Genomic DNA, 25342 nt, shown 5'->3' on the forward strand with positions numbered 1-25342 from the left:
CAAGGCAAGCCCTTTTTAATTATCTGGCGCCAGCACACTGGATCGGTCGATCCCGCCAATCGCCCCATACCTTGTCCAGCCCCTCGGCATGGGACACACCTGGCAAAACCACCACTTCCAGGCAATCAGCCCGCCCTAGCGCCCGACGATAACTGTCGACCAGGGCCGGCGGCACGATGGAATCATCAGCCCCGACCAGATGCCGTTGCCGAACATGAGCCAAGCGCGCTCGGTTATCCAAAGGTTCCAGCGAGCCGGTGAGCGGACTGAGGTTAAGTCGCTCGGCCCACAACCTCGGGCTGAGATTACCGGCCAGGGTTTGCACCTGAGCAATATCGTCGCGGCGCGCCGCTAGCAACAAGGCCAACGCAGCACCGCCGGAATAACCGATCAGCTCAAAGTCCTGGTTGCCGTAGCGGCTTTTGATCTGGTTCAACGCCTGATCGAGACTGTCCAGCACTTCGGGCGAAAAGCGCCGCGCGGTCCACAGTGCCGGTACGCACCCTGGCGCACTGACGAACTGACAAGGACGCGCGAGGTAAAGACTCGGTGTCGGATCATTGAACGCCATCCCGGCGATCAGCAACTGCTGTGGGCTGGGGTCGAGGCTCGGCTGGGAAGCCGTCGCCCAGGCGTGGCCGTCACCTTCCAGGTAAAGACGGATCCGGCGGGTATCGGGACGCTTCAACGGCGTACTCAGGATCAGCGGAAAAGCTTGAGTAACGATTATTTCCACATGCTGACCATGCTCTGACCCCAGCGCTTCCAGAGACTGCCTGGGCGACTGGCAACCACTCAGCAAAGCGCCGAGCAACAACGCAATCTTCAAGACACCTGGTTTGCGCTTCATCTGCTCCCTCCGACACGTTCGACCAGGACAGACACCCACGCCTGCTGTCACCGAGCGCGCGATTGTAGTCGCAAATGACGGTCAATTCGTGCCGTTACCCGATAGCGAAGTGCAGATATCTGAACGGCCACATCCAGCAATGATATTTGCGCCTGACCTATCCAAGGGCTCGAACAACGGTCGCTATGCTTGAGTACCGGGGCATTGAGTGACATGGACAGCAAACTCGATCCGCCCGTACATCGCTATGTACCTACAACAACTTGCAGCAGTCCCAGCATGGGACTAGGATCGTGCCATGAGAATTATCGCTATCAGTCACATGAAAGGATTCTGGGAGAAATACCCTGACTCAGAGCAGTCATTCCTGGCCTGGATTGACGAAACAAAGGAGGCTAACTGGGCAAGCCCTGCGGATATCAAGGCCAATTTTGGCAGCGCCAGTATCCTCAAGAGCCGTAGGGTGGTGTTTAACATCAAGGGTAACGCCTATCGGCTTGTCGTCGCCGTGGCCTATCGCTTCGGGGCCGTATACATAAAGTTTGTCGGCACTCACCAGCAATACGACGCTATCGATGCCGATGCCGTTGAAATGGAGTAACCCATGAATATTCGTCCGATTCATACCGAACAGGACTACCGTGCAGCCCTCAAGGAAGTATCTGCACTATTCGACAACGAACCAGAACCGGGCACGTCTGAAGGTGACTACTTCGACATCATGATTACCCTCATTCAGGCCTACGAAGCGAAGCAGTTCCCGGTTGACCTTCCCAACCCGATAGATGCGATCAAATTTCGCATGGAACAATCGGGCTTATCTGCTGCTGACCTGGCACCCGCCATTGGCCGGACAAACAGAGTGTATGAAGTACTCAACGGCAAACGGGCGTTGACACTACCCATGATCTGGAAACTCCATGAACTGTTCGGGATTCCGGCAGAGAGCCTGATCAAGCCCGTCAGAGACATTTAAGCATTGCGCGTTTCGTTCGAAAAAAGCGAAACACGCAGGCTTGAGCTTTCCTCCAGGCTCCACTGATATCAGGCCGGCACATCCAGAATGATGTGCGAGACCTTGATCACCGCCATGGCGCGAACATTCAAGCAGCACCTGGCCTGCAGACTCACGCACTCACATACACCCATGCCTCGATCCCGGACGCCAGCACCACGCTGACCCGCTTGTAATCCGAGACTTCATAGCTGTCAGCAGCCGCCAACTCCGCTGGCGTGATCCGGAACACCGTACCGGGGATCGGCGCACTGTCAGCAGTGCCGGGACGCAGGATAGGATGGTGAGTCTTGCCACTGGTCGCCAATACTTCGGGGTCGGTAATTTCGACCCAGGACTGCTCGTAACCGAGCATCTGATCCGCACTACCGGACAACTCGCGCCCGAAGTTGGTGAGCTGTACGGCCTTGTCCTGCAGCGTTCCGTAGGAAAACAGGTAAACCCGCGTATTACTGGAATCGGTCATCAGCGAACCTCGTCTCTAAAAGTAGCGTTTCGGATGTCTTGCTCGCTTACCGGGCGAAAACTGATAGTCATGCAGAGAACTCCTTCTCCCTATAACACCTCAACGATTCGCCACCAGATGGGCGCCGAACAGCACGTAACAACTGCCGGCAAAGCGATCCAGCCATTGCCGTGAACGACCATATGCCCCCGCGACCCGGTGGCTGGCAAACAGCAGCGCCACGCTGCAATACCAGCTGAAGGACAGCGCAGCCATAGTGATCACCGCCAGCGTCAGCAATATCGGCGGTGGCGAAGCCGGCATTGAAGTGGCGAAGATGGTGGCGACGAACAGCGCTGATTTCGGGTTGGTCATGTTGCCCAGAAATCCCTGGCGATAGGCCGAAAACAGCGTGCGGTAAGGCTCGCTCGCCCCCGCACTTGCGCCGAGGCTCAGCGCTGGCTTGCGATTGAACTGCTTCAAACCCAGATAGATCAGGTAGCAACCACCGGCAATCTTGAACGCCAGGTACAGCGTCGGTGCGGCGGTAAACAGCGACTTTATTCCCAAGCCGCCGGCCAGCCCCCACAGCACCGTGCCGGTAGCGACACCCAACGCAGCCACCACTCCGTGGCGTCGCGAGCAACTGGCGGCCAGTTGCGCGGTGGTAAAAAAATTTGGCCCCGGAGTGACCACCGCGACGGTCCACAGCAACGCCAGCGATAACAAGGGGGCAGCATAGGTCAGGTGTTGGAGTTCTATCTGTGAATCACCTCTATGTGAGCGGTGGAAAAACCGCAGAACAACGTCCACAGGTTTTACTCGACCTTAGGCACAGCAATCAACCGGTTATCCGGCTGACAGCCAACCCGCACCTGAGCTACCGTGTTCGCCACCGAACACCCGGACACGAAGGCTCCCCATGGGCAAGCAGAAAATCCTCACCGACTGGTTCCAGCGAGCCCCCGATTCGGGAGGGCTGGAGCGTATCGAGGCATTTTTCTCCGGTCATGGTTACGACCTTCATCGTCACGACACCTACGCCATTGGCCGCACCTTGTCCGGCGTGCAAAGCTTTCAGTATCGTGGCGGCTGGCGACATAGCTTGCCGGGCGGGACTATGGTGTTGCATCCCGACGAAGCCCACGATGGCGAGGCCGGTACCGAGGACGGCTTCAAATACCGGATGCTTTACGTCGAGCCCGCACTGATCCAGCAGATGCTCGGCGGCCAGCCTTTGCCCTTTATCAAGACCGGTATTTCCACTGATCCGCGCTTGTTCGCGGCAACCGAGGTCTTGCTGCAGAGCATCGATCGCCCTCTCCACCCGCTGGAGCAGCAGGATGCGCTGTTCGATCTGGCGCAGGCCATGAGCGCCATATCGGGAGTGACCGCCCATCACCAGAGCTTTGATTACCGCGCAGCAGAACGCGCTCGCGAGTTCATGCATAGCGCCCTGGACCAAACGGTGACCCTGGATCAACTGGCCGAACACAGCGGGCGTGATCGCTGGAGTCTGTCGCGGGACTTTCGCCTGCTGTTCGGCACCAGCCCCTATCGTTACCTGACCATGCGCCGCCTGGATCTGGTGCGCTCATTGCTGATGCAAGGTGAGTCGCTAACCAATGCCGCGCTGATCGCAGGCTTCAGCGATCAAAGCCACATGACCCGGCAGTTTGGCAAAACCTACGGCCTGTCACCCGCCCGCTGGATGAAAATGCACCGCCGCTGAGCCGCGCACAATCGTGCAAGAAGTGCGCTGCGCCGCAGCGCTACCGTGGGCTCACAATCACCAACGGGAGCCGTGCCATGCAGCCGTATCAAAGCCTGAATTTTGCCAACAAGCTTGCGCAGATCAACGAGCACTGGTCGCCGCGGGTCATCGCCGAAATGAACGACTACCAGTTCAAGGTGGTGAAACTGCTGGGAGATTTCATCTGGCACGATCATCAGGACACTGACGAAACGTTTATCGTCCTCGAAGGCCAACTGCGCATCGATTTTCGCGATGGCCAGGTGCTGGTGTCCCCAGGCGAAATGTACGTGGTGCCCAAGGGCGTCGAGCACAAGCCGTTTGCCGAACAGGAAGTCAAACTGCTGCTGATCGAACCCAAGGGCGTGCTCAATACCGGGAGCGAAGGTGGGGAGCGTACGGCACTGAATGATCAGTGGGTCTGACGAGGCTCAATCGTCCAGGTTTTTACCCGTCACCGGATCGCCGATTTTCAGGAAATGCCCACCGGCGACGTGGTGCAGCGTGCGCAGCGCATCGTGCCCTTCGAAGTGCCAGCGGCCATCACTGAATACGCGCTCGTCAGCCTGGGCGGCAATCACTTCGGCCAGGAACAGGTCGTACTGCTGGTGATTGTGCGGCTCGGGCAGCAGACGACATTCCAGCCAGGCTACGCAACCGTCGAGCATCGGCGCATCGAGCTGTTCACCGGTGAATGTTTGCAAACCATAGGCCTGGAACTTGTCTCGCTCAAGGCCGGACGTCGAGCCGACGGTTTGTACGATGTCGGCCTGGGCCACACAGGGAACGTTCAGCACGAAGCTGCCTGAAGCTTCGAGCAGCTGGCGAGTCCAGGTCGGCTTGTCGAGCACCACGGCGATTTTCGGCGGTTCGAAGTCCAGCGGCATGGCCCAGGCCGCCGCCATGATGTTGCGCTTGCCGTCGTGGGCCGCGCTGACCAGCACGGTCGGCCCATGGTTGAGCAGACGGTAGGCCCTGGACAAGGGAACCGGCCGGCGATGGGAAACGCTCATGGGTATCTGCTCCGGAGAAAAGAGCGAAGTGTAACGGTATCGGCCCGGACGTAGTGCAGAGCGAAACTGAACAGCGGCCTGCACCTCAAACACGAGGACAGGCTCGCTCGAGCCCAGCTTAGGTTGACAGCTGATTGGCGAACTGCCCGACCGCGTTGACCACCTTCTGCGCACCATCCTGGATCTCGACGATCACCGTGCCAGCCTCGGCGGCCAGCGCCAAACCTTGTTCGGCCTGGAGCTTGCCGTCCGTCATCAGCACCACCGCATCACGCGCCATGTCCTGGTTCTGACGCACCACACCGACAATTTCGTCGGTGGCTTTGCTGGTGCGCGAAGCCAGTTGTCGAACCTCGTCCGCCACCACCGCAAAACCTCGACCTTGCTCACCGGCACGGGCCGCTTCGATGGCGGCGTTGAGCGCCAGCAGGTTGGTCTGTTCGGCAATGCCGCTGATGGTCTTGACGATGGTGCCGATCACCAGCGACTGTTCATTCAGCGCCTCAATGCCTTCACCAGCCTGCTGCATGTGCTTGGCCAGCTCTCGCATCACGTCCACCGCCTGGGTCACCACGGCGGTGCCACGCTGTGCACAGTTGTCGGTCTGCAATGAGGTGCTGTAAGCGATGTTCGCCGCTTCGGCAACCGCTTGTTCCTGATTGACCTGATCGGTGATCACGGTGGCGAACTTGACCACTTTGTAGAGCTTTTCATTGGCGTCGTGCACGGGGTTGTAGGACGCTTCAAGCCAGACCACTCGACCATGGCCGTCGACGCGTTTGAAGCGGTCGGCCACGAACTCGCCGGCGTTCAAGCGTCGCCAGAAGTCCTGATACGCGGAGCTGTTGTACTCCTCGGGCTCACAGAACATGCGGTGATGTTTGCCTTTGATCTGCGCCAGGCTATAACCCATACCGTTCAAGAACCGATCATTGGCCGTCAGCACATTACCGTTGAGGTCGAACTCGATGACGGCTGTCGAACGAACCAACGCCCCGATCAGGTTCTCGTGTTCACGTGACGCCTCGATGGTGCGGGTCAGGTCACTGGAGTAAATCGAAAAGTGTTTGATCCGGCCGTCCGAGCTACGAATCGGCTGGGCAATAGAGCGCAACCACGCCTCCTCGCCATTGCCTCTGAGCAAGCGCACAGCGCCCGCGAAGTGCTCGCCACGGGTCATGGCATTCTTGAAGCGCTGGTGAAATTCATCGGTCTTGACGTGGGCCGGAACGATCTCTTCGATGTGCCGACCAATCAGGTCATTGCCCTTGTAGAGCATTTCCTGGGCGAAATTCTGGTTAATCGATTGCACCCGTCCATCAGGGTCCAGGGTTAGCACGAGCATCTCGCTTTCCAGGCTTTCCTTCACTTGTTGAAGGCTGGAGAGTTCCTCGCGAAGAGCCGACAGCTCCTGCTTCAAGCGTTTATTGAACATTGCGATGCACCGATGGGCAGGGTTGAGAGCGTCCTTCAGACTTACCATCGGCCTTACGCAGCTTTTCTGAAGAGCTTTGCCGGGTTGTCCTACAAAAATAGTTGGCACCTAGCCACTATTCGCCCGTAATGCCTCAAAAGCGGCGTTTTGAAGGGTGATTCAACGCGCTATAGTCGGCCACGCACAATCACTACCGTTAGGAGAATCGAGGCATGGATCAGTCACGCAAAGCGCTATTTGAAGACATGGCACAGCAATTGGGACAGCGCTTCGACGGTGAAATGCGCATTGGCGGCAACTACGTGCCTGCGGTGCAAAACGGTGATGAGGTGTACGTCAGCGGACAGATTCCACGCATTGAAAATACGGTAATGGTGGTGGGCCGGGTCGGTGCCGAAGTGTCGTTGGATCAAGGCCGGTATGCCGCGCAGATCTGCACGATGCGCGCATTGGCGATCCTCATGCAGTTGCTCGGCGACCTCGACCGTATCAAGAAGATCTTGCGCATTAACGTCTACGTGCAAAGCGCCGCCGACTTCACGCAACAAAGTGAAGTCGCCGACGGTGCGTCGGAGGTGCTTTACCGGATTTTTGCCGAAGCCGGTGTGCACACACGGACCTCGGTGGGCGTGTATCAGTTGCCGAAAAACGCCTCGGTCGAAGTCGACATGATCGTCGCGCTTGAGCCTGAACCAACACCGATCGAGGAAGATGAACCCTACGATTGAAGTGCCTCAGGGATTGCAGGTCACGCCAGCCGCATGATCGACCCGCGGCAGGCGTGAGCCGAAGTACAGCGCTGCGCCAATCCCGACCGCCCCCATCACCGCGCAAAACATCACGCAGATCCATGGGCTCCACGGCATCAGGCCAATCAGCAACAACGGCGTGATACTGGCCCAAATGGCGTAGGCAATGTTGTAGGTGAACGAAATCCCCGAGACGCGAATCCGCGCCGGGAACAGGTTGACCATCACCGACGGCACCGCACCGACCACCCCGCAACCCAGACCGGCAATGGCATAGGCCAGGCCAATCCAGTGTGCACCGCCAATCAGGCTGGTGTAGAGCACGCCAATCCCCAACGGCAGCAGCAAGCTATAGAGCATCACCGTACGCCAGGCGCCGAGGCGGTCAACGATCAACCCGGAGATCACGCAGCCGACGTTCAGAAACACGATGCCCAGACTGCTCAGGGCGAAGGTATGGCTGGCACTCATGCCGAAAGTCTTTTGCATCATGGTCGGGGTGATGACAACGAAGGTCACCACCGCCGAGGTCAGCACGCAGGTGAGAAGCACTGCCGGCAGCATTGCCAGCCGATGCTCACGCAACACTGTGCGCAGCGGCAGCTCGACATTCCGTTCGCGACTCGCCTGCATGGCCATGAACACCGGGGTTTCATTCAGCCAACGACGCAACCAGACGCCAATCACCCCGAACACGCCACCTAACAGAAATGGGTAACGCCAGGCGTAATCGAGGATCTCCGTCGGGGTGTAGACCCGCGCCAGCAAGGTCGCCGTCAATGCACCGATCAAGTAACCAAAGGTCAGCCCGGCTTGCAGGAAGCCCAAGGCATACCCCCGGTGCCCGGCCGGTGCGTGCTCTGCCACGAACACCCAGGCGCTTGGCACTTCACCGCCCACCGCTGCGCCTTGTAGCACTCGCAGGAGCAATAACAGCAACGGTGCGAAATAGCCGATCTGGGCGTAGGTCGGCATGATCCCGATCAGCAGGCACGGCAGCGCCATCATCAGGATGCTCAGACTGAAGACCTTCTTGCGCCCCAGCCGGTCAGCGAAGTGCGCCATCAGAATCCCGCCCAGCGGCCGCGCCAGGTAACCGGTGACAAAAATCCCGAAACTTTGCAGCAAACGCAGCCATTCGGGCATTTCCGGAGGAAAGAACAGTTGGCTGAGGGTCAGGGCGAAAAATACGAAGATGATGAAGTCGTAGATTTCCAGTGCCCCGCCGAGCGCCGCCAGACCCAGGGTCTTGTAGTCAGACCGGGAGAACGGTGCCGGTCGTGCATCAAGGATGGCAGTCATAAAAATGCTCTGAAATGGGCAAAAAAATACGGCGCCCATGGTCTACGCAAAAACGCGTTCGAACAACCCGTTAGACCATAGTCCCAAGTGTGCAAAACAGCACCGCAAATACATCTTGATTGATTTACTGTTTATGTCTGACCGCAAGGGCCTGCACGGCCCGGCTCGCACCACAATAAACATAAAAATCGAGGTACTCCCGTGGCCGCTGCAATCGAAGATAGCCGCTCCGCCCGCTTTGCCCTGCACTGCTCGAACTTTGCCGAACGCTGGTTTCCCGACTCCTGGGTGTTTGCCGCGCTCGCGGTCATTATCGTAGCCGTGGCCACCATGATCATGGGTGCCAAGCCCACCGATGCCGCGATGGCTTTCGGTGACGGCTTCTGGAGCCTGATCCCGTTCACCATGCAAATGGCCTTCGTGGTGATCGGCGGCTATGTGGTCGCCAGCTCGCCACCGGCGGTGAAACTGATCGACCGCCTGGCGCGCATCCCGAAAAACGGTCGCTCGGCCGTGGCCTGGGTCGCACTGATTTCCATGGTCGCGTCATTGCTCAACTGGGGGCTGTCGCTGGTGTTTGGCGGTTTGCTGGTGCGTGCACTGGCGCGTCGTACCGACTTGCGCATGGACTACCGTGCCGCCGGTGCCGCCGCTTACCTGGGGCTCGGCGCTGTCTGGGCACTGGGACTGTCTTCGTCGGCAGCGCAGTTGCAGGCCAACCCGGCCAGTTTGCCGCCGTCGATCCTGTCGATCACCGGGATGATTCCATTCACCCAAACGATTTTCCTCTGGCAGTCCGGTGGGCTGTTGCTGGCGCTGATCGTGGTCTCGTTGATCATCGCCTATGCCACCGCCCCCGGCCCGAACTCCGCCCGTGACGCCAAGGCCTGCGGCATCGACCCCAGCTTCAGCATGCCGGCGCTACAAGCACGTACCCGCCCCGGCGAATGGCTGGAATACAGCCCGATATTGACCATTCTGTTGGTGTTGCTGGCGGCCGGATGGTTGTTTCATGAGTTTGCGACCAAACCGGCGATCAGCGCGATCTCGGGCTTGAACACCTACAACTTCCTGTTCCTGATGCTTGGCGCACTGCTGCACTGGCGCCCGCGCAGTTTCCTCGATGCCGTGGCCCGCGCAGTGCCGACCACCACCGGCGTGATGATCCAGTTCCCGCTGTACGGTTCCATCGCCGCGCTGATGACCGTGGTCAAAGGCACTGACGGCCAGACCCTGGCGCACCACATCTCGACCTTCTTCGTCAGCATTGCTTCCCACGACACCTACGCCCTGCTGATGGGCGTTTACTCGGCGATCCTGGGTTTCTTCATTCCGTCCGGCGGCGGTAAATGGATCATCGAAGCGCCGTACGTGATGCAAGTCGCCAACGACCTTAAATACCACCTGGGCTGGGCCGTACAGATCTACAACGCCGCTGAAGCCCTACCCAACCTGATCAACCCGTTCTACATGCTGCCGCTGCTCGGCGTGCTCGGCTTGAAGGCGCGGGACCTGATCGGTTTTTCGTTCGTGCAACTGCTGGTGCACACGCCTCTGGTGCTGTTTCTGCTGTGGGCGCTGGGGACGACGCTGACTTATGTGGCGCCAGTGATGCCGTAGTCAAAAGAGCTTTGAAACCCCATTGTCACCTCGCCGTCATATCTCGCTGCTAGCGTCCAGCCGAAACATACGGCAACACTTTTCCGCAAAACAGGATTCAGGATGAACGACGACAAAACCGGCAACGATGCACCTCCTCCAGCAGACGACAGCCCCACCGACACCAGCCGTCGGCGCTTTCTGGGCGGCGTTGCAGTCCTGGGTGTCGGCGCGACACTGAGTGCCTGCGGCAACACTGGCGACACGCCGTGCAAGCCGGAAGAGCGGCCGCTGTCGCCTGCCGAACTGGACAAGGCGTTGCGCGATCAGGTGAAAAACGTGGTGGTGATCTTTGCCGAGAACCGCAGTTTCAATAACCTGTTCGGTGACTTCCCGGGCCTTGAAAAACCGTTGTCAGCGCTCAAGCCTGAGGACTATCAACAGCGCGACCGGGATGGCAGCCTGCTGGAAACCTTGCCGCCGGCCTGGGGTGGCGTGTTGCAGATCGGCCCGCAAACCCTCGATGGCGTGGCGTATCCGAGCGAAACCCAATTTCAGCAACACCTGCCCAACGCCCCCTACGCCCTCAAGGGCCCGAATGGCGAAGACCTGCCGCTTGGCCTGGTGACGCGGGATCTGTGGCATGTGTTCTATCAGAACCAGATGCAGATCAACGGCGGCAAGAACGACCGTTTTGTCGCCTGGGCCGACTCGGGCGGCTTGACCATGGGGCATTACGCCCAAAGCCGTTATTCCCTGCGTCTATGGGACGTGGCCCGGGAGTTTGTGCTGTGCGACAACTTCTTCCAGGGTGCTTTCGGCGGCTCGTTTCTCAACCATCAGTACCTGATCAGTGCCGCCGTGCCGTTTTACCCGGATGCCGTCAACTCGGTGGCCAAGGCGCAAATCGCTTCACTGCAAAGCGATGACCCGCTCGACACGCGCCTCAAGCCACTGGAGAAATCCCCGGCCAGCGCCATGACTGGTCCACCGCAGTTCGGCCCCAGCGCCCTGACCCCGGATGGTTATGCGGTCAACACCATGGCCCCGCCTTATTGGCCGACCTGGATCCGCGACCCGGAACGCCCGGAATATGCCAAAGCCGATCTACCCAGTGTGCTGGTGCCGCAAACTCACGAACACATCGGCGACAAGCTGTCGAAGAAGAACATCGACTGGGCCTGGTACGCCGGCGCCTGGCAGGCGACGCTGGAGCAGTTCAAGGACTCGGGGGGCATTCCGAAGATCCCCAACTTCCAGTATCACCATCAGCCGTTCAACTACTTCAAGCAACTGGGCCCGGAAAACCCGACCGAACGCAGTAAACACCTGCGCGATGGCGGTCTGGGTGACGAGTCGAGCACCAACCGGTTTTTTGCCGATGCCGAAGCCGGGAAGTTGCCGGCGGTGAGCTTCTACAAACCCCAGGGCAACCTGAACATGCACGCCGGTTACGCCGACGTGGCGTCCGGTGACCGGCATATCGTCCGAGCGCTGAAAGTACTGCGCGAAAGCCCGCAATGGAAAAACATGGTGGTCGTGGTCACGGTCGATGAAAACGGCGGCTGGTGGGACCATGTCGCGCCGCCGCAAGGCGATCGCTGGGGCCCCGGCACACGGGTACCGGCGCTGGTGGTGTCGCCATTCGCGCGTAAAGGTACGGTGGATCACACGGTGTACGACACCGCGTCGATCCTGCGGCTGATCACCCGGGTGTTCCAGCTTGAGACGCTCGACGGGATCAAGCAGCGTGATACCGCAATGATTGCCCGGGGTCAGAAGCCGATGGGCGACTTGAGCAATGCGCTGCATTTTCCCGGCTGATTGATTTTCAGTCTTGCGATCTTTTCGCGTGGGTACTAGACCTATCGACGCAAGTGGTTTCAGTATGTAACCGCCCTCGCTTCCGGGGACCCACGCTGAAAAGGATCTGAGCATGTTCAAACTCGCAGGATTGAGTCTCACCCTGGCCGCCCTTACCTTGGGCGCTACCGCCCACGCCGATACCGACCTGAAACTGGGCAGTACCGAACGGGTAACTCAGCTGTTTGCCTACCCCAACAACTGCAACGTGATTTGCTATCGCAACTGGACGCTGGAGCAAACGGTCGAGCACTACCTGACTCAAAGTGTTCAACGAGATGGCTACACCACGGCAAAAGTCCAGGTAAAAACCGATAACAATCAACTCTACGCAAACATCAGCGGCGTGCCAAAGGACTACGCAAAACCGTTGACTGCATTGCTCGATGCCGGGGATCTGGCCCACGCCGGCGCCAACAAGCTGAATGCTGACGGCAAGTGGGCGTACAGCTGGTACCTGTTCCTGCCCTTGGGCATGGCGCTGGAAAACCGCAAAAGCGTCGAGCTGCTGCATTTCCCTCCGGACTATTCGCTGACCCAGGCCCAGGATTACCTGGAATCGAAGACCACCGACCGCTGGGCGACGCTGCTGACCGCCAACGGCATCGCTGCCGAACAAACACCGGCCTACCAGACCATTATCGATATTGCGCCGATTGCCGCTCCGTCCACCGCCGGCAATGACCTTGTGGGCGTCTACGGCTATTTCAAGGACTACCAGACCACCCTGGTCAAACAATTCAGCCAGACCGCCAGCGGCGTGACCTTGCCTATGGTCGCGTTCGGAGCACCAGTGCGTAACTGGGTCAAGGAGCAGTATGGGCAGAGCGTGGCCGTGTTGGGGCTGGCACAAATCAGCCCAACCCCGGGCGTGAAGGTACCGGTACTGGGCTCTAACCATCCCAGCTACATCTGGTATGCGGCCGACCCGGCGAACTATGACAACGATCAGGCCAAGGCCGATGCAGCGGGTTTGAAGGTGATGGGCCAGGACTTGAGTGCGGCTTGCTGGCAAGCGGGGATGGGCAGCAAACCCGCCAGTGACCCGAGTACACAACTCAACACCTGCACGCAAACCTGGCAAGTGGCCCAGAAAGAGAAAACCTGCGAGCTGTTCTACACCTCGATCCGCCATCAGACGCCCGAGCAAGCTGCAGCCAGGTGTTCGGCCCCCGACATCAAACCCCAACTGAACCAGTTGAAGGAGCCTGCACCCGAACTGGCGACATCGCACCTGTAATCCTGCGGACACGCCTGCTGCGTAAGCATTCGCTGACGCAGCAGGCAGCCTCTATCGCCTGTCAGATCTGACAGTAGACCCTCTGTTTCATTTGCGAGACTCTTTAAGCGTACCCATGTGCTGCAGGGCTGGCAGGATCGCCAGCCTCCGGTGGTCGCAGCGCCCAATGAACAAGGATCGTTATGAAGCCCCAGGCCAGGGACAAGGCAGCTACGCTGTCGAGCAGCTGCATTTACCCGTACAAAGAACTGAGAGTCAGCCAGGGCTACCCCTCCACAGCTCACTTCACGGTTAACCAGGCTGAAGATGGGCGCGGCGCGGCAATCACGGCACAGCGCGATTATCTGCGCATCAGTCGCATCTGTCGGGTATCGGGACTGCTGATCCATACCCGCCGTTTGCATACCCTGCAACTGGCGCCAGGTATCCACGTCTACGACCCGTTTTTTTCCGGACTGCTGCTGCACTCCTGCGACCCGAACGTCTTTCTCGACATGAGCGAACTGTGGTTATGGGCGCTGAAGGACATCGTACCTGGCACTGTGCTGTGCATGGACTACGCCAGCACTGAAGAGAAGCTGACGCATCAGTTCGCCTGTCAGTGCTGCTCGCCCGACTGCCGTGGCTGGATCACCGGTTACAATGATCCGCCAAACGCCGAAGGCCAGAAGTTCTTGCAACACTGGCATCGACATAGCCACTGATAAACGGAGGCTGAGCGCCGTTTACAAGGCACCGACCGGACGCAAACGGTATTGCGGCGGCAGTTGCTCGAAACCGCTGATGGTCGCGTTCAGGCTCTTCCAGCGACCGTCCTTGATGCCGTAGATGCAACCATGGACCGACAGGCTCTGCCCACGGTGCCAGGCATTTTGCACAATGCTGGTATGACCGACATTGGCCACTTGCTGGATCACGTTGAGTTCGCAGAGACGGTCGACCCGCTCTTCTTCAGTCGGCAATTGACCAAGCTCTTCGCGGTGTTCGTAATAAAGATCGCGAATCGAACGCAGCCAGCCGTCGATCAGGCCCAACTGGCGGTCCTGCATCGAGGCGCGTACGCCGCCGCAACCGTAGTGGCCGGTAACCAGGATGTGTTTGACCTTCAGCACATCCACCGCGTACTGAATCACTGACAGGCAGTTAAGGTCAGTGTGCAGCACCACGTTGGCAACGTTACGGTGTACAAACAGGTCGCCGGGCAGCATGCCGACGATCTCGTTGGCCGGTACACGCGCGTCGGAGCAACCGATCCACAGGTATTCCGGGGTTTGCTGGCGCGCCAACTTGGCGAAAAACTCAGGATCTTCCTGCTTGATCGCATCGGCCCAACGCGCGTTGTTATCAATCAGATCTTGTAATTCGTTCATGCTCTGAAGCCTCAAGAATGGTGCACTGCTTTGACAGACAACCGCCCGTCGGGGTCACGCGGGTGTTGTAGGTAGCCGAACAGAAATGCCTTGGAATCTTTAAGGGTATCGCCTGTCCACCCTATAAGGCCCCACATTATGAGGAATTTCCATGACTGATTCACGACGTCCTTACGGCGCGGTCCAACCCGAGCCTATCGACGACAACGAAGACCGCATGGGTTCGATGCGCGAGCTGGATTTCGATGAAGAAGAACCCGGCGAGACCATCGGCGGCCTGACCCGCGAGCACGAGCGTGAGCAACAACTGCCCAGCGAACGCGTACGTGAAAAAGGCATGGGCGGGACCGCGGCTGATGACGACGAGCCCAATGACGACGACATGACCCCGGAAAACCTGATCCGCGAAGATGGCGCCCGTGACGCTCATGAAGCCGGAGAAGACTTCAGCGCCGATTGGGACTTGAGCATTGTCGATGAGGACGAAATCGGCGGTGGTAACGGGCTGGATGAGGCGGAACTGGCAGAACGCGATCCGGTTGATGGTAATCGGTAATCCTGTGGCGAGGGAGCTTGCTCCCGCCGGCCGGTCCGCGCTCGGGCGAAGCAGCCGTAAAATCGGCTAACGCGTTCTTTCTGATAAATTGCGGTTGCAGATTTCAGGGCCGATTCTCGACCCAACAGGAGCAAGCTCCCTCGCCACAATGGTTATGTATCAGTCCACTAACGTGCAGGCCATCACCACCGCATCTTCACGCCCACCGACCGCCGGGTAGTAATCACGACGGCGACCGACTTCATTGAAACCATAACGCTCGTACAGACGGAAAGCCGCCTGATTGCTGTCGCGCACTTCCAGGAAGCATTCCCGTGCCTGCGCCTTGTAAGCAATCGACATCAAGTGCTCAAGCAGCCTCAAACCCAGCCCGCGCCCCTGATTCTCCGGCTTGACCGTGATGTTCAGCAGATGCGCCTCATCGAGGATGATCTGCACCACACCGTGGCCAACCTGTTGCTGACCTTCGAACATCAGCCATATCTGGTATTTGCCCAGACCATCAAGAAAAATCCCACGGGTCCAGGGATGGCTGAACGCCGCGTATTCGATTCTCAGTACAGCGTCCAAATCCGCTTCGGTCATCGGGCGGAACGATACAGCGTCACTCATTCGATTCTTTCCAACGCGCCATCAGCCGACGCATGGCTTGCCAGACATCAGCCTTACGCTGTGGCTCTTCCATTAATAATTCCAGGCCGGGCAGCGCCCAGACCGACCCCAGGCCTTCGACCTGAAGTTCGCGATTGTAGGACTCGGCATTCGCCTCACCGGCAAAACGCACCGCCGGCAGGCCGATCAACCACAGACACACACAAGGCGCGTCTTCCAGGCGAGCCGAAAGGAACCCTTGAACGAAATCACGGGCAGCTTCCGGGCCTTGATCCATCGTTCCACGTGCCAGCAGCGGCCAGCGGACCGGTTCGCCGACAATTTGCGGGCTGTCCGGCAGACCGGCGGCGCGCAGCATGTCCTTGAGCAGCAAGTAGGCCGGATCGCGAGTCTGGAACGCACCACCTGTGGGTAACTCCACCAGCAGCAGGCAGCGGCCGGCCCGCAGCAATTGCAGGGCAAACCGTGGAGGCGGTACTAGCGGCACCCTGGTCACGACCGGTGCGTCGTCGACGTCTTCGGCCAGCTTGCTCGCCGGGCGCGCGACCGAAGGCGTTGGGCGCGGCACTTCAACCTTGATTCGCTCGGCCGGCTTGGCCACAGGCTCGGCAGCAGCTTTCGCGACCTGAGCCGGCGCAATCGGCGTCTCGACCAACGGCTCTGGCGCTTCCAGCAGCTCAGGCCGCGACGGCGCGGCAAAGGGCAATTCGGTGCGCGGCAGCCAGTTGACCACCTGCATGGCGGTCAAATAGGCGCGGCGACGGGACTCGATAAGCAAAGGTCGGCCACTTGTGGATAACGGATAATGCAGGGATTCTACCGCCCTTCGCTCAAGATCGCCCGCAGTTGATCGATAGAAAAGCGACTGTCCGTCCCGTCGATCCCTCGAGAGTGATTCCCATCGCACGTGATGCAGTACAATCGCTGCTTTTAATCGCCAACCAGCCGGCCATTCCAATGATCGAACCCAAGCGCGTCTTGCGCGCCCTCGCCGAACACTGGGCACTTCTGGAGCCATTGTGCGAGCACTTCGACCAAGGCACCCTGAGCCTCAACGAACTGCGCTCACAGCTGGCCGCCCAGCAACTGGACAGCACGCCACAGGACATCACCAGCCTGCTGGACGTGTGGATCCGCCTCGACATTCTGGTTCCGGTGGCCAAAAGCCCGAACCGTTTTGAACTGAACGCGCAGATTCACGATTTCCTCGCCTACCTGCGCCGCGAGCACCGCCTTGGCCTGTGCCTGGAAATCGAAGCCTACCTGCGCCATCTGGAGCGGCTGGCCGGTTACATTCAGGACGCCTTTGACATCCGCGACGGCAATGATCTGGCGCGCCAGCTGCGCCTGCTCGACATGCGCGTGCGCGATGTCCTGAAAAAGCTCGCCAACGACGAACAGGCCCTGGTGGCCGTTGCCGAGCGGGCCAAGACCAGCGACCGGCAGATCCCGTTGCGTCAGCGTTATGCCGAAGTGTTGGCAACCTGGGACGAATACGTCGAGCCGATGATTCAACTGGTCAACGCCGACGGCGCCTTCGAGCAAGGTGTGCGCAAGGTTGAAAACGTGCTGCTGCGTATGCTCAGCGAACAACAGCGTCTCGGCCACCTGGTCGACGACGATATGTTGCTGCGTACCCACGCGCGCATCCTCGAAATGCAGACCAGTGCCCAACTAACCTTGCGTCACGCTCGCGAGCTGTTGCTGCCGCTGCGCGAAGAAGCCCGCCGGCACAACGCCGTGACCCGTGGCGCGGCATTGGCGCTGTCGATGATCCGCCGCAAGGGCATCGACGCAGTGCCACAAGCGGCGATGCCGATGTTCACCCGCCCGCAAAGCACCTTCCTCGGCAGCGCCAGTCAGGTCGAAGCCTACGTTTATGCACTGGCGCGTTTCGAGCCAAAACCGGCACGTTTCCCCAAGGCCCACAAAACCCAAAAAGGCGAAGCCCCCCGGGCACCACGCACCGTTCGGGAAATGCTCGAACGCTGCGAAGACGCGCTGCCGATGCCGGACTTGATGACCTGGCTGCTGGAACAGGAACCGGACGGCGCGACCGACGAGTTGCTGTACTGGTTCTCCCGCCTGTCACGGGAAAAACGCTTCAAACGCGAGCGCCTCGAACGCCGCGATTACCACACTCACGAGCACCAGGTCAGCCTGCGCTCCTTCGCCCTGCTCTCGGCCCGCGATGACGTGGCCGAGAATTCCGCGAGCACTCCTCATGCATCTTGATCTATCCGAACTGTCTCAGCTGGCACCGATCTTTCGCGAGCTGTTCAAGGGCTACCACGTCAGCCGTCGCGATCCTGAACTCTACGCGCAGCTGTCGAACTTTCAGGACCAGTACCGCACGCTGTTCAAGGCCCTGGGGTTTGAACTGGTCTGCGACACCCGTGGTTTCTACTACTTTGTGCCGGACCTCGCCGCTGCAGCGGTGAACAAGACCGCCCAGCGCTTGGCACTGTTCACCTTCATCCTCGTCGAGCATCTGGCTGACCAGGGCCGCGATCCGATTGCCGTGCTTGATGGCGGCAGCCTCGGTCGCGATGAACTGCCGTCGTTGCTGGAAAAATACCGCGACCTGTTCATTCAGGCCGAAGTGCAGACCGTCGAAGAACTCGAAGAAAAGATCATGCGCCGCATGACCCAACTCGGTTTCGCCGGCGAAGAGAACGGCATCTACCGTTTCCTGCCGCCGATGCACCGTTTCCTCGACGTTTGCCTGTCGGTCCAGCAAGACCGCGACCTGGCCGCCAGCTTGCACAGTGTGCTGCCATTGCCGGCGCCGGTGTTGATCGATGACGACAGCGACGAAAAACTGCTGCAAACCGATGATCCACTCGACCTGAGCGATTTCGCTGAAGACAGTGAAGAAGACGCCCTGGCCCGTGCCATTGCCGAAGAACAGGAGCTCGACGCATGAGCAAGGAACGCTACGGCATTCGCCGCTTTGCCCTTTTGAACACCGCCGGTTACAGCCTCGGTCTGTTCCCGCTGGAAGAGCCGCTGTCGGTCTACGGCGCGAACAACCTCGGTAAATCCGCCTCGATCAACGCCTTGCAGTTCCCGATCCTGGCGCGCATGTCGGACATGAGCTTCGGCAAGTACAGCCTTGAACAATCGCGGCGGTTCTACTTCGCCACCGACACCAGTTACATCCTGGTCGAAGTCGCCCTGCCCCACGGCCCCCACGTGATTGGCGTGGTCGGACGTGGCCCGGGCGGTGGTTTCGGTCACCAGTTCTTCGCCTACGCCGGCAAACTGGACCTGGCCCATTACCAGAAAAACGATACCTGCCTGCGCCAGAAAGAGCTGTTCACCAACCTTGAGCGCGAAGGCTTGAAAGCTTACGAACTCAAGCCGGATGAGCTGCGCCGCTTGCTGGTCGGTGGCCACACGTCAGTTCCGTTGGACCTGACACTGATCCCGCTGCGCTCCACCAGCGAGCAGAGCCTGAAGACCTTCCGCGCGCTGTTCATCAACCTGCTGCACATGCGCGAAATCACTGCGGCCAAGCTCAAGCAACTGTTCCTCGATGCCTTTGAACACAGCCTGCGTTCCGGCAGTGTCGATTACATCGCCGCCTGCGAAGAAGCCTTCCGCGACGTGCGCCGCATGGAGCAGGACTACAACTCGCTGGTCACTGCCGGTCCATTGGTCGAAGCACTGTCCGCCGGGGTGACTCAGCGCAACATCCTGCGTGGCAAGTTGCACCGCATCTCGCCGCTGCTCGACTCGTTGCTCGGCACCTGGTCGGACTATGCCAGCGCGCGCAAGGAAGAGCTGACGGTTCAAGCCGAACACTACCGCAACGAGCAGGACGCACTGCAAAACGATCAACGCGGTGGCACTCAGGAACTGATGCGCCTGGAGCGCGAAATCACCGGCATCCAGCGTTGGCTGGGCGAGTTGTCGGTGCTCAAGCATCGCTTTGCCCTGGTCGACGACGTCAAGGTGCTTGAGCAACAACTGCTCGCCGCCAAGGACGCGCACGATGAGTTGGCCGGTGCGCTGGCACAGTCCCGCCAATTCAGTGCCGAAGACCTCGAAGAGCGTCTGCGGGATCTGGAAAAACGCCTGAAGTCGGTCAAGCAGCAACTCGATCACGCCGACAACAATAGCTACGCCCGCTTGCGCGAAGAGTTCTCGCAACAGGATGTCGAACGCCTGATGCGTCTGTTCAACAGTGCGCTGTTCAGCTTGCCCCTGGGCGAACATGGCATTGCCCTGGACGAAGACGGCCAGTGGGTCAAATCCATGGAGCTGATCCTCGATGGCTTCAAAGGCGAGCGCTTCGAAGTGCCGGGCCTGTCCATCGACCTGTCGCACATCGAACCACCGGCCTTGCAAGCCTTGGCCGACCGCGCCGCGCTGCGTGACCAGAAAGACCGTCTGGACAAAGAACTCAAGCAACTGAAAACCCAAGCGGCCGTCGTGGCGGACCGCGCGGCCAGCAAGACCCAGACCGAAGCGCTGTACCAGCAAGTGCTGGATGCGCAAAAAGCCCTGGAAGACTTCCGCCGCTCGCAAACCCTGAGCGCCGAGGAAGGCGACAAGCTGGAACAACTGGCGCAGATGGAAGCTGCACAGGACGAGTTGAAGCGCTCCAGCGATGCCTTCACCGAACGCGTCCAGCAACTGTCGGCCAAGCTGCAACTGGTCGGCCGGCAGATCGGCGACATGGAAGCCAAGCAACGCACCCTCGACGACGCCCTGCGCCGCCGGCAGCTGTTGCCGGCAGACCTGCCGTTCGGTACGCCGTTCATGGACCCGATCGACGATTCCATGGACAACCTGCTGCCGCTGCTCAATGACTATCAGGACAGCTGGCAAGGCCTGCTGCGTGTCGACGGGCAGATTGAAGCGCTTTACGCGCAGGTTCGCCTCAAGGGCGTGGCCAAGTTCGACAGCGAAGACGATGTCGAGCGTCGCCTGCAATTGCTGATCAACGCTTACGCGCACCGCACCGACGAAGCCCTGACCCTCGGCAAGGCCCGCCGTGCAGCGGTCACCGACATCGCCCGGACCCTGCGCAACATTCGCAGCGACTACGACAGCCTTGAACACCAACTGGCGCTGTTCAACCGCGAGATCAACAAACGTCAGGTCTCCAACCTGCAAAGCTTCCGCATCGTGCTGGCGCCGAACAAGGAAGCCCTCAAGCACATCGACCAGATCATCCACAGCGCAGGTCAGTATGAGGAAGGCGAAACCCTGTCGGTGTTCGACCTGAGTCAAAGCGCCGATCAGGACAACAAGAACGAAGAAGCCAAGGAATACCTGGCGCGGTTGGTGGCTGCGAACCACAACCAGTTGGGCTTGAAGGACCTGTTCGAGCTGGCGTTCGAAATCACCAAGGTCAACGGCCAGCCGGTGATTCACACCGACATCGATGGCGCGGCGTCCAACGGCACCACCATGACCATCAAGGCGCTGACCAACATGTACTTGTTGCTGCACTTGATGGATCGCGACCAGGCCGGGCGCGTGCGTTTACCGTACTACCTCGATGAGGCCGCGGACATCGACGAGAAAAACCAGGCCGCCTTGCTGGAAACCAGCTTGCAACTGGGCTTCGTACCGATCCTCGCCAGTGTGAAGCCGCAGGTCTGCGCCAGTGTCGCCATTGACCTGGAAGGTGGCAGCGGGCCGCACGGTATCTACATCGACGAAGCGGACTGGAAGTACATTCGCCGGCATGACGAAGTGAAGGCGACGGTCAACGTTGAGTCGACTGAACCGGAACTGGACGAGGTCTGATCCTTTCACCGGTGTCGTAACGAAAAAGGCCGCGATCCAATGGATCGCGGCCTTTTTTTATGGTTTGTCGTTGCGAGTTATTTACCGAGGGAAATCTTCGGCGCCCAGGTCAGCCATTCATCTTCGAACTTGTTGAAAAGCGGGAAGGTCTGCTCGGGCCGTGCCGGACTGCCCATGCGATCTCCTTCCGGAGTAGCGAACGCAATGCCGCCCTGAATCAGCGTCTCCAGCGACTCGGTCCGCACCGTTGCGCCTTTGAACAGGCCGAAGTCCAGGCCAAAGCCACTGGTGTTCCAGAAGCGTGTTCCGCTGCGTACCAACGGCGCGTACTTCGGCTCGATCAGGATGTGGACCAACACGCGATCCGCCGTTTGACCCAGTTCGTAGCCAGTGACCTTGCCAACGGTGATCTCACGATAAGTCACCGGCACGCCGGTTTTCAGTGAACCACGGCGAGCGGCGCTCAACACCAGACTCAGACCGGCCTCTTCCTTGGCAGACTCCGGAGGATTGGCCAGTGCCACAAAATTTTTCTGTGGACCGAGGTTTTTCGCGGCGGGCTGAACCTCGATGTATTGCCCGGTGACCAGGGTTTCCAGGTTGGACGTTTTGATCAGCCCCAGCTCCGGCTTGACCACCCAGAACTGGCTGCCGACTCGAGCAATGCGCTCCGGCACTTCGGTGATGCGTGCGGTAAGCAGCACCGACTGCAGATCATCACTGAGGTCGACGTTTTCTACCTTACCGACATCCAGACCTTTGAAGCGAATCGGCGTGCCGGTACGCAAACCGTCGGCACGATCGACTTTGATCGTGACTACAGCGCCTTTCTGGCTCGCCTCGTCACGGTTGGCGAACAAACGGAAACGCGGAATCCGCTTCTGCAACGGCGCCGTAGCTTTCGGTGTTTCGAACGCAATACCGCCGGCCATCAGACTTTGCAGAGATTCACTTTTGACCTGAATCCCGCCAGTGAGGCCACCGGTCAGGGTAATTCCGCTGGCGTTCCAGAATCGCGTCGAGGCGTTGACCAGTCCTTCGTACTCCTTCTCGATGTGTACACCGATGACCAACTGCTTTTTGGTACGAGAGAACTGATAGCTCTGCACCGACCCGACCTTGACCTGCTTGTAGAGAATCGGGCTGCCGACTTCCAGCGAACCGAGGTTTTCGGTGAACAGCACCAGGTGCAGACCTGGAGAACGCAGATCCAGAGGCGGCGGCTTCGGCCGGGCCTCGAATTCGCGTTGCGGCGCGCCGCCCTTGTCGCCTGGGCGCACGGCAATGTAGTTACCTTTGACCAACGCCTCCAACCCGGTGATCCCTGCCAGCGAGATTGACGGTTTGACCACCCAGAACTGGGTCCCGGTCACCAGGTAATCCTCGGCCAGTGGATCAAGGGTCAGCTCGGCCGTGGCACTGGACAAGTCCGGGTCGATCTTGAGCGCTTTCAAGTTACCGACCTGGATGCCTTTGTACATCACGGGTGTGCGGCCGGCCTGCAGGCCTTCAAAGTCGCTGAGTTTCACTTTGACACGAATACCGGCCTGAGCGGCGTCGAAGTCTTCATAGAGACGAAACGGCAAACTTGGATCGGTAGGCGGGCTGTCTTTGCGGTTGTCCGGCGTGGCGAAGGCGATACCGCCCGCAACGATACTGGCCAGCGACTCGCTGCGCACTTTTACCCCTGACAGGTTGGCATCGATGCTGATCCCGCTGGCATTCCAGAAACGCGTATGTTTGCGCACCAGATTGGCGTAGGTGGGCTCGATAAAGACTTTGATCTCGACGGTGCTCTGGTCTTCGGACAGCAGGTAGCTTTTCACCTGACCAACCTGAATCTGTTTATAGAACACCGGACTTCCACGGTTCAGAGAACCCAGACGATCAGCCTTGATGGTCAAGTGCAAGCCGGGCTTGGAGTCGGAAAGCGGTGGCTCTTTGGTCAAGGCCGTGAACTTGCGGCTTGGCTCACCCTCACCCGGGCTGATCGCCACGTAGTTACCTGAAACCAGCGTTTCCAGGCCAGTAATCCCGGCCAGGGTGACGCTCGGCTTAACCAGCCAGAAGCGCGTACTGGTCCTCAGGTACTGTTCAACGTCCTTGTTCATTTCGATGGTGGCGATAACCCCGCGGGTTTTTCCCTCGTCATCCAGCGTCAGGCTTTTTACCTTGCCGACCGGCATACCTTTGTAGACTACTTCAGTCTTGTTGACCTGAATGCCCTCGCCACTTTCAAAGCGAACCTGAACCTCGATACCGGTCTCATTGTAAGCACGCCAGCCCAGCCATCCGCCAATCATCAAGGCGATCAGGGGCAGAACCCAAATGGCCGACCAGTTCGAAGCCGGTCGAGTTTTAGCTTTAGGCAAATCAGTCATGGTCGTCGTCCGACTCCGTGTTATCCCAAATCAGTCGGGGATCGAAAGTTACTGCAGCAAGCATTGTTAAAATCACCACACTGGCGAAGGCCACCGCACCGAGATTCGCCTCGATACTGGCAAGTCGACCAAAGTTCACCACCGCCACCAGAATGGCGATCACGAAAATATCCAGCATTGACCATCGACCAATGAACTCGATAAACCGATACATCACGATGCGTTGCCGTGCGGATAAAGGCTGACGCCGCTGTACCGAAAATAACAGCAATGCGATGCCCACCAATTTGAAGGTCGGTACCAGAATACTGGCGACAAACACCACGGCAGCAATCGGAAACATCCCGTGCTGAACCAGAGTGATTACGCCGGACATGATGGTATCGCCTTCACCCTGTCCTAATGTACTGACGGTCATGATCGGCAACACATTGGCGGGTATATAGAGAATCGCCGCGGTAATCAGCAACGCCCAGGTACGCATCAAACTATTGGGGCGACGCGCATGGACCAGTGCTCCACAGCGAGTACATGTCTGCTCGTCGGTGTCCGGTTCCTGCTTGTTAAGCTCATGGCATTCGATACAAATCAGAATGCCTGCATCAATTGCCCGCATGAGCATCCTCTCCTGACAACGCTTGCCAGATCTGATGAGGCGACATCACTACCTCAAGTAAAACCTGCAGCAATAGCAAACTGATAAAGCACAACAGACCCAAGCCAACCGTTATCGACGCAAGGTCTGCCAGTTTGACGATGGCCACCAGCACGCCCATCAAATAGACCTCAAGCATTCCCCAATCACGTAGATGGTGATAAATGCGATAGAGCAGCAAGCCATAGCTACGCCCTATATCAAAACGAACGCTCAGCAATACCAACAATTGACAGAGCAACTTGAGCAGCGGGATTCCCATGCTGCACAGAAACACTACTACCGCCACGCCTTGCATCCCGGTATCGAATAGGCCAACGACGCCACTCCAGACAGTGTCGTGCGACGATTGTCCGAGTAGATGGAGTTGCATGATGGGTAAAAAGTTCGCCGGAACATACAACAGCAGCGCGGCGATCACTAAGGCGAGGCTACGCTCCACGACATTGTGCCGGTGGGCATAGAGCTCATAACCACAGCGCGGACATAGGGCTTTCTCGCCATGAGCGAGTTGCGGCTTGCGCATCAGCAAATCGCACTCATGACACGCCACCAAGTCGTCCAGCGGCAAATCTGACAGCCCAGGGGCGTCAACCGGATCTGGCATAAAGGGCTCGGGCTCTGAAAATGACCGGCCTATTCTAGTGTTCTGGCCGAGAAATAACTGTGCAAATTTGTCCGGATTCCGGAATCAACTTTCTCGCAGGCAAAACAAAACCCCAACTGCTTTCGCAATTGGGG

The 25342-nt window shown here is 59.0% G+C and carries 25 protein-coding genes and 1 pseudogene; 13 read left to right on the plus strand and 13 right to left on the minus strand.

Annotation, left to right across the window (positions count from 1 at the left end):
- Window positions 1-19: 19 nt before the first annotated feature.
- Complete coding sequence (locus BK658_RS14340; protein ID WP_123582832.1) at window positions 20-850, minus strand: alpha/beta hydrolase; 831 nt, start codon at window positions 848-850, stop codon at window positions 20-22.
- Between the two features lie 298 nt (window positions 851-1148).
- Between BK658_RS14340 and BK658_RS14345 the strand changes: the two genes are divergently transcribed.
- Window positions 1149-1451, plus strand: coding sequence for a type II toxin-antitoxin system HigB family toxin (locus BK658_RS14345; protein ID WP_123582833.1), 303 nt, complete (start codon window positions 1149-1151; stop codon window positions 1449-1451).
- Window positions 1452-1454: 3 nt separating this feature from the next.
- The gene (locus BK658_RS14350) at window positions 1455-1826 is read left to right on the plus strand and encodes a helix-turn-helix domain-containing protein (protein WP_103318411.1); all 372 of its coding nucleotides are present in this window, start codon (window positions 1455-1457) and stop codon (window positions 1824-1826) included.
- 151 nt (window positions 1827-1977) lie between these two features.
- Here BK658_RS14350 and BK658_RS14355 read toward each other — a convergent pair whose 3' ends face one another.
- Together BK658_RS14355 and BK658_RS14360 are read right to left on the minus strand one after the other, a co-directional pair.
- Window positions 1978-2331 (minus strand): gamma-glutamylcyclotransferase family protein, encoded by a 354-nt coding sequence (locus BK658_RS14355; RefSeq protein ID WP_123582834.1) that lies wholly within the window; start codon window positions 2329-2331, stop codon window positions 1978-1980.
- Window positions 2332-2430: 99 nt separating this feature from the next.
- A complete protein-coding gene (locus BK658_RS14360; protein ID WP_123582865.1) occupies window positions 2431-3072 on the minus strand; it encodes a LysE family transporter in 642 nt (213 codons plus the stop codon).
- 160 nt (window positions 3073-3232) lie between these two features.
- On the opposite strand from BK658_RS14360, the gene BK658_RS14365 reads away from it, so the two are divergent.
- Window positions 3233-4042, plus strand: coding sequence for an AraC family transcriptional regulator (locus BK658_RS14365; protein ID WP_123582835.1), 810 nt, complete (start codon window positions 3233-3235; stop codon window positions 4040-4042).
- Between the two features lie 77 nt (window positions 4043-4119).
- The gene (locus BK658_RS14370; RefSeq protein WP_123582836.1) at window positions 4120-4488 is read left to right on the plus strand and encodes a cupin domain-containing protein; all 369 of its coding nucleotides are present in this window, start codon (window positions 4120-4122) and stop codon (window positions 4486-4488) included.
- Window positions 4489-4494: 6 nt separating this feature from the next.
- Here BK658_RS14370 and BK658_RS14375 read toward each other — a convergent pair whose 3' ends face one another.
- From BK658_RS14375 to BK658_RS30775, 3 genes and pseudogenes are all read right to left on the minus strand, one after another.
- Window positions 4495-5076 carry a flavin reductase family protein gene (locus BK658_RS14375; protein ID WP_123582837.1) on the minus strand — a complete coding sequence of 194 codons (582 nt, stop codon included), beginning with the start codon at window positions 5074-5076 and terminating at the stop codon, window positions 4495-4497.
- A gap of 118 nt (window positions 5077-5194) precedes the next feature.
- Entirely contained in the window at window positions 5195-5626 is a 432-nt protein-coding gene (locus BK658_RS30770) for a methyl-accepting chemotaxis protein (protein WP_237142992.1), read from the minus strand.
- A gap of 108 nt (window positions 5627-5734) precedes the next feature.
- Window positions 5735-6559 (minus strand): annotated as a pseudogene (locus BK658_RS30775) (PAS domain-containing protein); the annotation flags it as partial.
- Between the two features lie 164 nt (window positions 6560-6723).
- Between BK658_RS30775 and BK658_RS14385 the strand changes: the two are divergent.
- Window positions 6724-7239, plus strand: coding sequence for a RidA family protein (locus BK658_RS14385; RefSeq protein WP_123582839.1), 516 nt, complete (start codon window positions 6724-6726; stop codon window positions 7237-7239).
- A 6-nt stretch (window positions 7240-7245) separates the two neighbouring features.
- Here the strand turns inward: BK658_RS14385 and BK658_RS14390 are convergent, their stop codons facing one another.
- A complete protein-coding gene (locus tag BK658_RS14390) occupies window positions 7246-8562 on the minus strand; it encodes an MFS transporter (protein WP_123582840.1) in 1317 nt (438 codons plus the stop codon).
- 201 nt (window positions 8563-8763) lie between these two features.
- Here BK658_RS14390 and BK658_RS14395 point away from each other — a divergent pair, with 201 nt between their 5' ends.
- The 4 genes from BK658_RS14395 (at window position 8764) to BK658_RS14410 (ending at window position 13968) form a co-directional block, all read left to right on the plus strand.
- Entirely contained in the window at window positions 8764-10182 is a 1419-nt protein-coding gene (locus BK658_RS14395; RefSeq protein WP_123582841.1) for a short-chain fatty acid transporter, read from the plus strand.
- A 102-nt stretch (window positions 10183-10284) separates the two neighbouring features.
- On the plus strand, window positions 10285-11985 hold the full coding sequence (locus tag BK658_RS14400; RefSeq protein WP_123582842.1) for an acid phosphatase: 1701 nt from the start codon (window positions 10285-10287) through the stop codon (window positions 11983-11985).
- A 112-nt stretch (window positions 11986-12097) separates the two neighbouring features.
- Window positions 12098-13264: a hypothetical protein gene (locus tag BK658_RS14405; protein ID WP_123582843.1), complete on the plus strand. Its 1167-nt coding sequence runs from the start codon at window positions 12098-12100 to the stop codon at window positions 13262-13264.
- A 182-nt stretch (window positions 13265-13446) separates the two neighbouring features.
- Window positions 13447-13968, plus strand: a complete 522-nt coding sequence (locus BK658_RS14410) for an SET domain-containing protein (protein WP_123582844.1) — start codon at window positions 13447-13449, stop codon at window positions 13966-13968.
- Window positions 13969-13989: 21 nt separating this feature from the next.
- Here the strand turns inward: BK658_RS14410 and can are convergent, their stop codons facing one another.
- Window positions 13990-14634 (minus strand): carbonate dehydratase, encoded by a 645-nt coding sequence (can, locus tag BK658_RS14415; RefSeq protein WP_123582845.1) that lies wholly within the window; start codon window positions 14632-14634, stop codon window positions 13990-13992.
- Window positions 14635-14785: 151 nt separating this feature from the next.
- Between can and BK658_RS14420 the strand changes: the two genes are divergently transcribed.
- On the plus strand, window positions 14786-15190 hold the full coding sequence (locus BK658_RS14420; protein WP_123582846.1) for a serine kinase/phosphatase: 405 nt from the start codon (window positions 14786-14788) through the stop codon (window positions 15188-15190).
- Window positions 15191-15349: 159 nt separating this feature from the next.
- Here the strand turns inward: BK658_RS14420 and rimI are convergent, their stop codons facing one another.
- Together rimI and BK658_RS14430 are read right to left on the minus strand one after the other, a co-directional pair.
- Complete coding sequence (gene rimI / locus BK658_RS14425) at window positions 15350-15802, minus strand: ribosomal protein S18-alanine N-acetyltransferase (RefSeq protein WP_123582847.1); 453 nt, start codon at window positions 15800-15802, stop codon at window positions 15350-15352.
- Window positions 15795-16541 carry an energy transducer TonB gene (locus tag BK658_RS14430; protein ID WP_123582848.1) on the minus strand — a complete coding sequence of 249 codons (747 nt, stop codon included), beginning with the start codon at window positions 16539-16541 and terminating at the stop codon, window positions 15795-15797. The genes rimI and BK658_RS14430 overlap by 8 nt, the downstream gene beginning before the upstream one ends.
- Window positions 16542-16759: 218 nt before the next feature.
- Between BK658_RS14430 and mksB the strand changes: the two genes are divergently transcribed.
- The 3 genes from mksB to mksF are packed head-to-tail and all read left to right on the plus strand — an operon-like array spanning window position 16760 to window position 21565.
- Complete coding sequence (mksB, locus tag BK658_RS14435; protein WP_185019827.1) at window positions 16760-18037, plus strand: Mks condensin complex protein MksB; 1278 nt, start codon at window positions 16760-16762, stop codon at window positions 18035-18037.
- Window positions 18027-18728, plus strand: coding sequence for an Mks condensin complex protein MksE (gene mksE / locus BK658_RS14440; RefSeq protein WP_123582850.1), 702 nt, complete (start codon window positions 18027-18029; stop codon window positions 18726-18728). The genes mksB and mksE overlap by 11 nt, the downstream gene beginning before the upstream one ends.
- Window positions 18725-21565 (plus strand): Mks condensin complex protein MksF, encoded by a 2841-nt coding sequence (mksF, locus tag BK658_RS14445; protein WP_123582851.1) that lies wholly within the window; start codon window positions 18725-18727, stop codon window positions 21563-21565. Before mksE ends, mksF begins: the two co-directional genes overlap by 4 nt.
- 77 nt (window positions 21566-21642) lie before the next feature.
- Here the strand turns inward: mksF and BK658_RS14450 are convergent, their stop codons facing one another.
- From BK658_RS14450 to BK658_RS14460, 3 genes are read right to left on the minus strand one after another with little or no spacing between them, the layout of a single operon-like run.
- Window positions 21643-23946, minus strand: coding sequence for a PqiB family protein (locus BK658_RS14450; RefSeq protein WP_123582852.1), 2304 nt, complete (start codon window positions 23944-23946; stop codon window positions 21643-21645).
- Window positions 23939-24562 (minus strand): paraquat-inducible protein A, encoded by a 624-nt coding sequence (locus BK658_RS14455; protein WP_019693707.1) that lies wholly within the window; start codon window positions 24560-24562, stop codon window positions 23939-23941. The genes BK658_RS14450 and BK658_RS14455 overlap by 8 nt, the downstream gene beginning before the upstream one ends.
- Entirely contained in the window at window positions 24549-25208 is a 660-nt protein-coding gene (locus tag BK658_RS14460) for a paraquat-inducible protein A (protein WP_123582853.1), read from the minus strand. The genes BK658_RS14455 and BK658_RS14460 overlap by 14 nt, the downstream gene beginning before the upstream one ends.
- Between the last annotated feature and the right edge of the window lie 134 nt (window positions 25209-25342).

The sequence above is a fragment of the Pseudomonas brassicacearum genome (genome assembly GCF_003732175.1).
GTDB classification, from domain to species: Bacteria; Pseudomonadota; Gammaproteobacteria; order Pseudomonadales; family Pseudomonadaceae; genus Aquipseudomonas; species Aquipseudomonas brassicacearum_G.

What these genes read in the sequence shown, in the direction of transcription:
- BK658_RS14340 (WP_123582832.1), bottom strand. Translation starts at nt 850, where the DNA reads ATGAAGCGCAAACCAGGTGTCTTGAAGATTGCGTTGTTGCTCGGCGCT.
- BK658_RS14345 (WP_123582833.1), top strand. Translation starts at nt 1,149, where the DNA reads ATGAGAATTATCGCTATCAGTCACATGAAAGGATTCTGGGAGAAATAC.
- BK658_RS14350 (WP_103318411.1), top strand. Translation starts at nt 1,455, where the DNA reads ATGAATATTCGTCCGATTCATACCGAACAGGACTACCGTGCAGCCCTC.
- BK658_RS14355 (WP_123582834.1), bottom strand. Translation starts at nt 2,331, where the DNA reads ATGACCGATTCCAGTAATACGCGGGTTTACCTGTTTTCCTACGGAACG.
- BK658_RS14365 (WP_123582835.1), top strand. Translation starts at nt 3,233, where the DNA reads ATGGGCAAGCAGAAAATCCTCACCGACTGGTTCCAGCGAGCCCCCGAT.
- BK658_RS14370 (WP_123582836.1), top strand. Translation starts at nt 4,120, where the DNA reads ATGCAGCCGTATCAAAGCCTGAATTTTGCCAACAAGCTTGCGCAGATC.
- BK658_RS14375 (WP_123582837.1), bottom strand. Translation starts at nt 5,076, where the DNA reads ATGAGCGTTTCCCATCGCCGGCCGGTTCCCTTGTCCAGGGCCTACCGT.
- BK658_RS30770 (WP_237142992.1), bottom strand. Translation starts at nt 5,626, where the DNA reads ATGCGAGAGCTGGCCAAGCACATGCAGCAGGCTGGTGAAGGCATTGAG.
- BK658_RS14385 (WP_123582839.1), top strand. Translation starts at nt 6,724, where the DNA reads ATGGATCAGTCACGCAAAGCGCTATTTGAAGACATGGCACAGCAATTG.
- BK658_RS14390 (WP_123582840.1), bottom strand. Translation starts at nt 8,562, where the DNA reads ATGACTGCCATCCTTGATGCACGACCGGCACCGTTCTCCCGGTCTGAC.
- BK658_RS14400 (WP_123582842.1), top strand. Translation starts at nt 10,285, where the DNA reads ATGAACGACGACAAAACCGGCAACGATGCACCTCCTCCAGCAGACGAC.
- BK658_RS14405 (WP_123582843.1), top strand. Translation starts at nt 12,098, where the DNA reads ATGTTCAAACTCGCAGGATTGAGTCTCACCCTGGCCGCCCTTACCTTG.
- BK658_RS14410 (WP_123582844.1), top strand. Translation starts at nt 13,447, where the DNA reads ATGAAGCCCCAGGCCAGGGACAAGGCAGCTACGCTGTCGAGCAGCTGC.
- can (WP_123582845.1), bottom strand. Translation starts at nt 14,634, where the DNA reads ATGAACGAATTACAAGATCTGATTGATAACAACGCGCGTTGGGCCGAT.
- BK658_RS14420 (WP_123582846.1), top strand. Translation starts at nt 14,786, where the DNA reads ATGACTGATTCACGACGTCCTTACGGCGCGGTCCAACCCGAGCCTATC.
- rimI (WP_123582847.1), bottom strand. Translation starts at nt 15,802, where the DNA reads ATGAGTGACGCTGTATCGTTCCGCCCGATGACCGAAGCGGATTTGGAC.
- BK658_RS14430 (WP_123582848.1), bottom strand. Translation starts at nt 16,541, where the DNA reads ATGCAGGTGGTCAACTGGCTGCCGCGCACCGAATTGCCCTTTGCCGCG.
- mksB (WP_185019827.1), top strand. Translation starts at nt 16,760, where the DNA reads ATGATCGAACCCAAGCGCGTCTTGCGCGCCCTCGCCGAACACTGGGCA.
- mksE (WP_123582850.1), top strand. Translation starts at nt 18,027, where the DNA reads ATGCATCTTGATCTATCCGAACTGTCTCAGCTGGCACCGATCTTTCGC.
- mksF (WP_123582851.1), top strand. Translation starts at nt 18,725, where the DNA reads ATGAGCAAGGAACGCTACGGCATTCGCCGCTTTGCCCTTTTGAACACC.
- BK658_RS14450 (WP_123582852.1), bottom strand. Translation starts at nt 23,946, where the DNA reads ATGACTGATTTGCCTAAAGCTAAAACTCGACCGGCTTCGAACTGGTCG.
- BK658_RS14455 (WP_019693707.1), bottom strand. Translation starts at nt 24,562, where the DNA reads ATGCGGGCAATTGATGCAGGCATTCTGATTTGTATCGAATGCCATGAG.
- BK658_RS14460 (WP_123582853.1), bottom strand. Translation starts at nt 25,208, where the DNA reads ATGCCAGATCCGGTTGACGCCCCTGGGCTGTCAGATTTGCCGCTGGAC.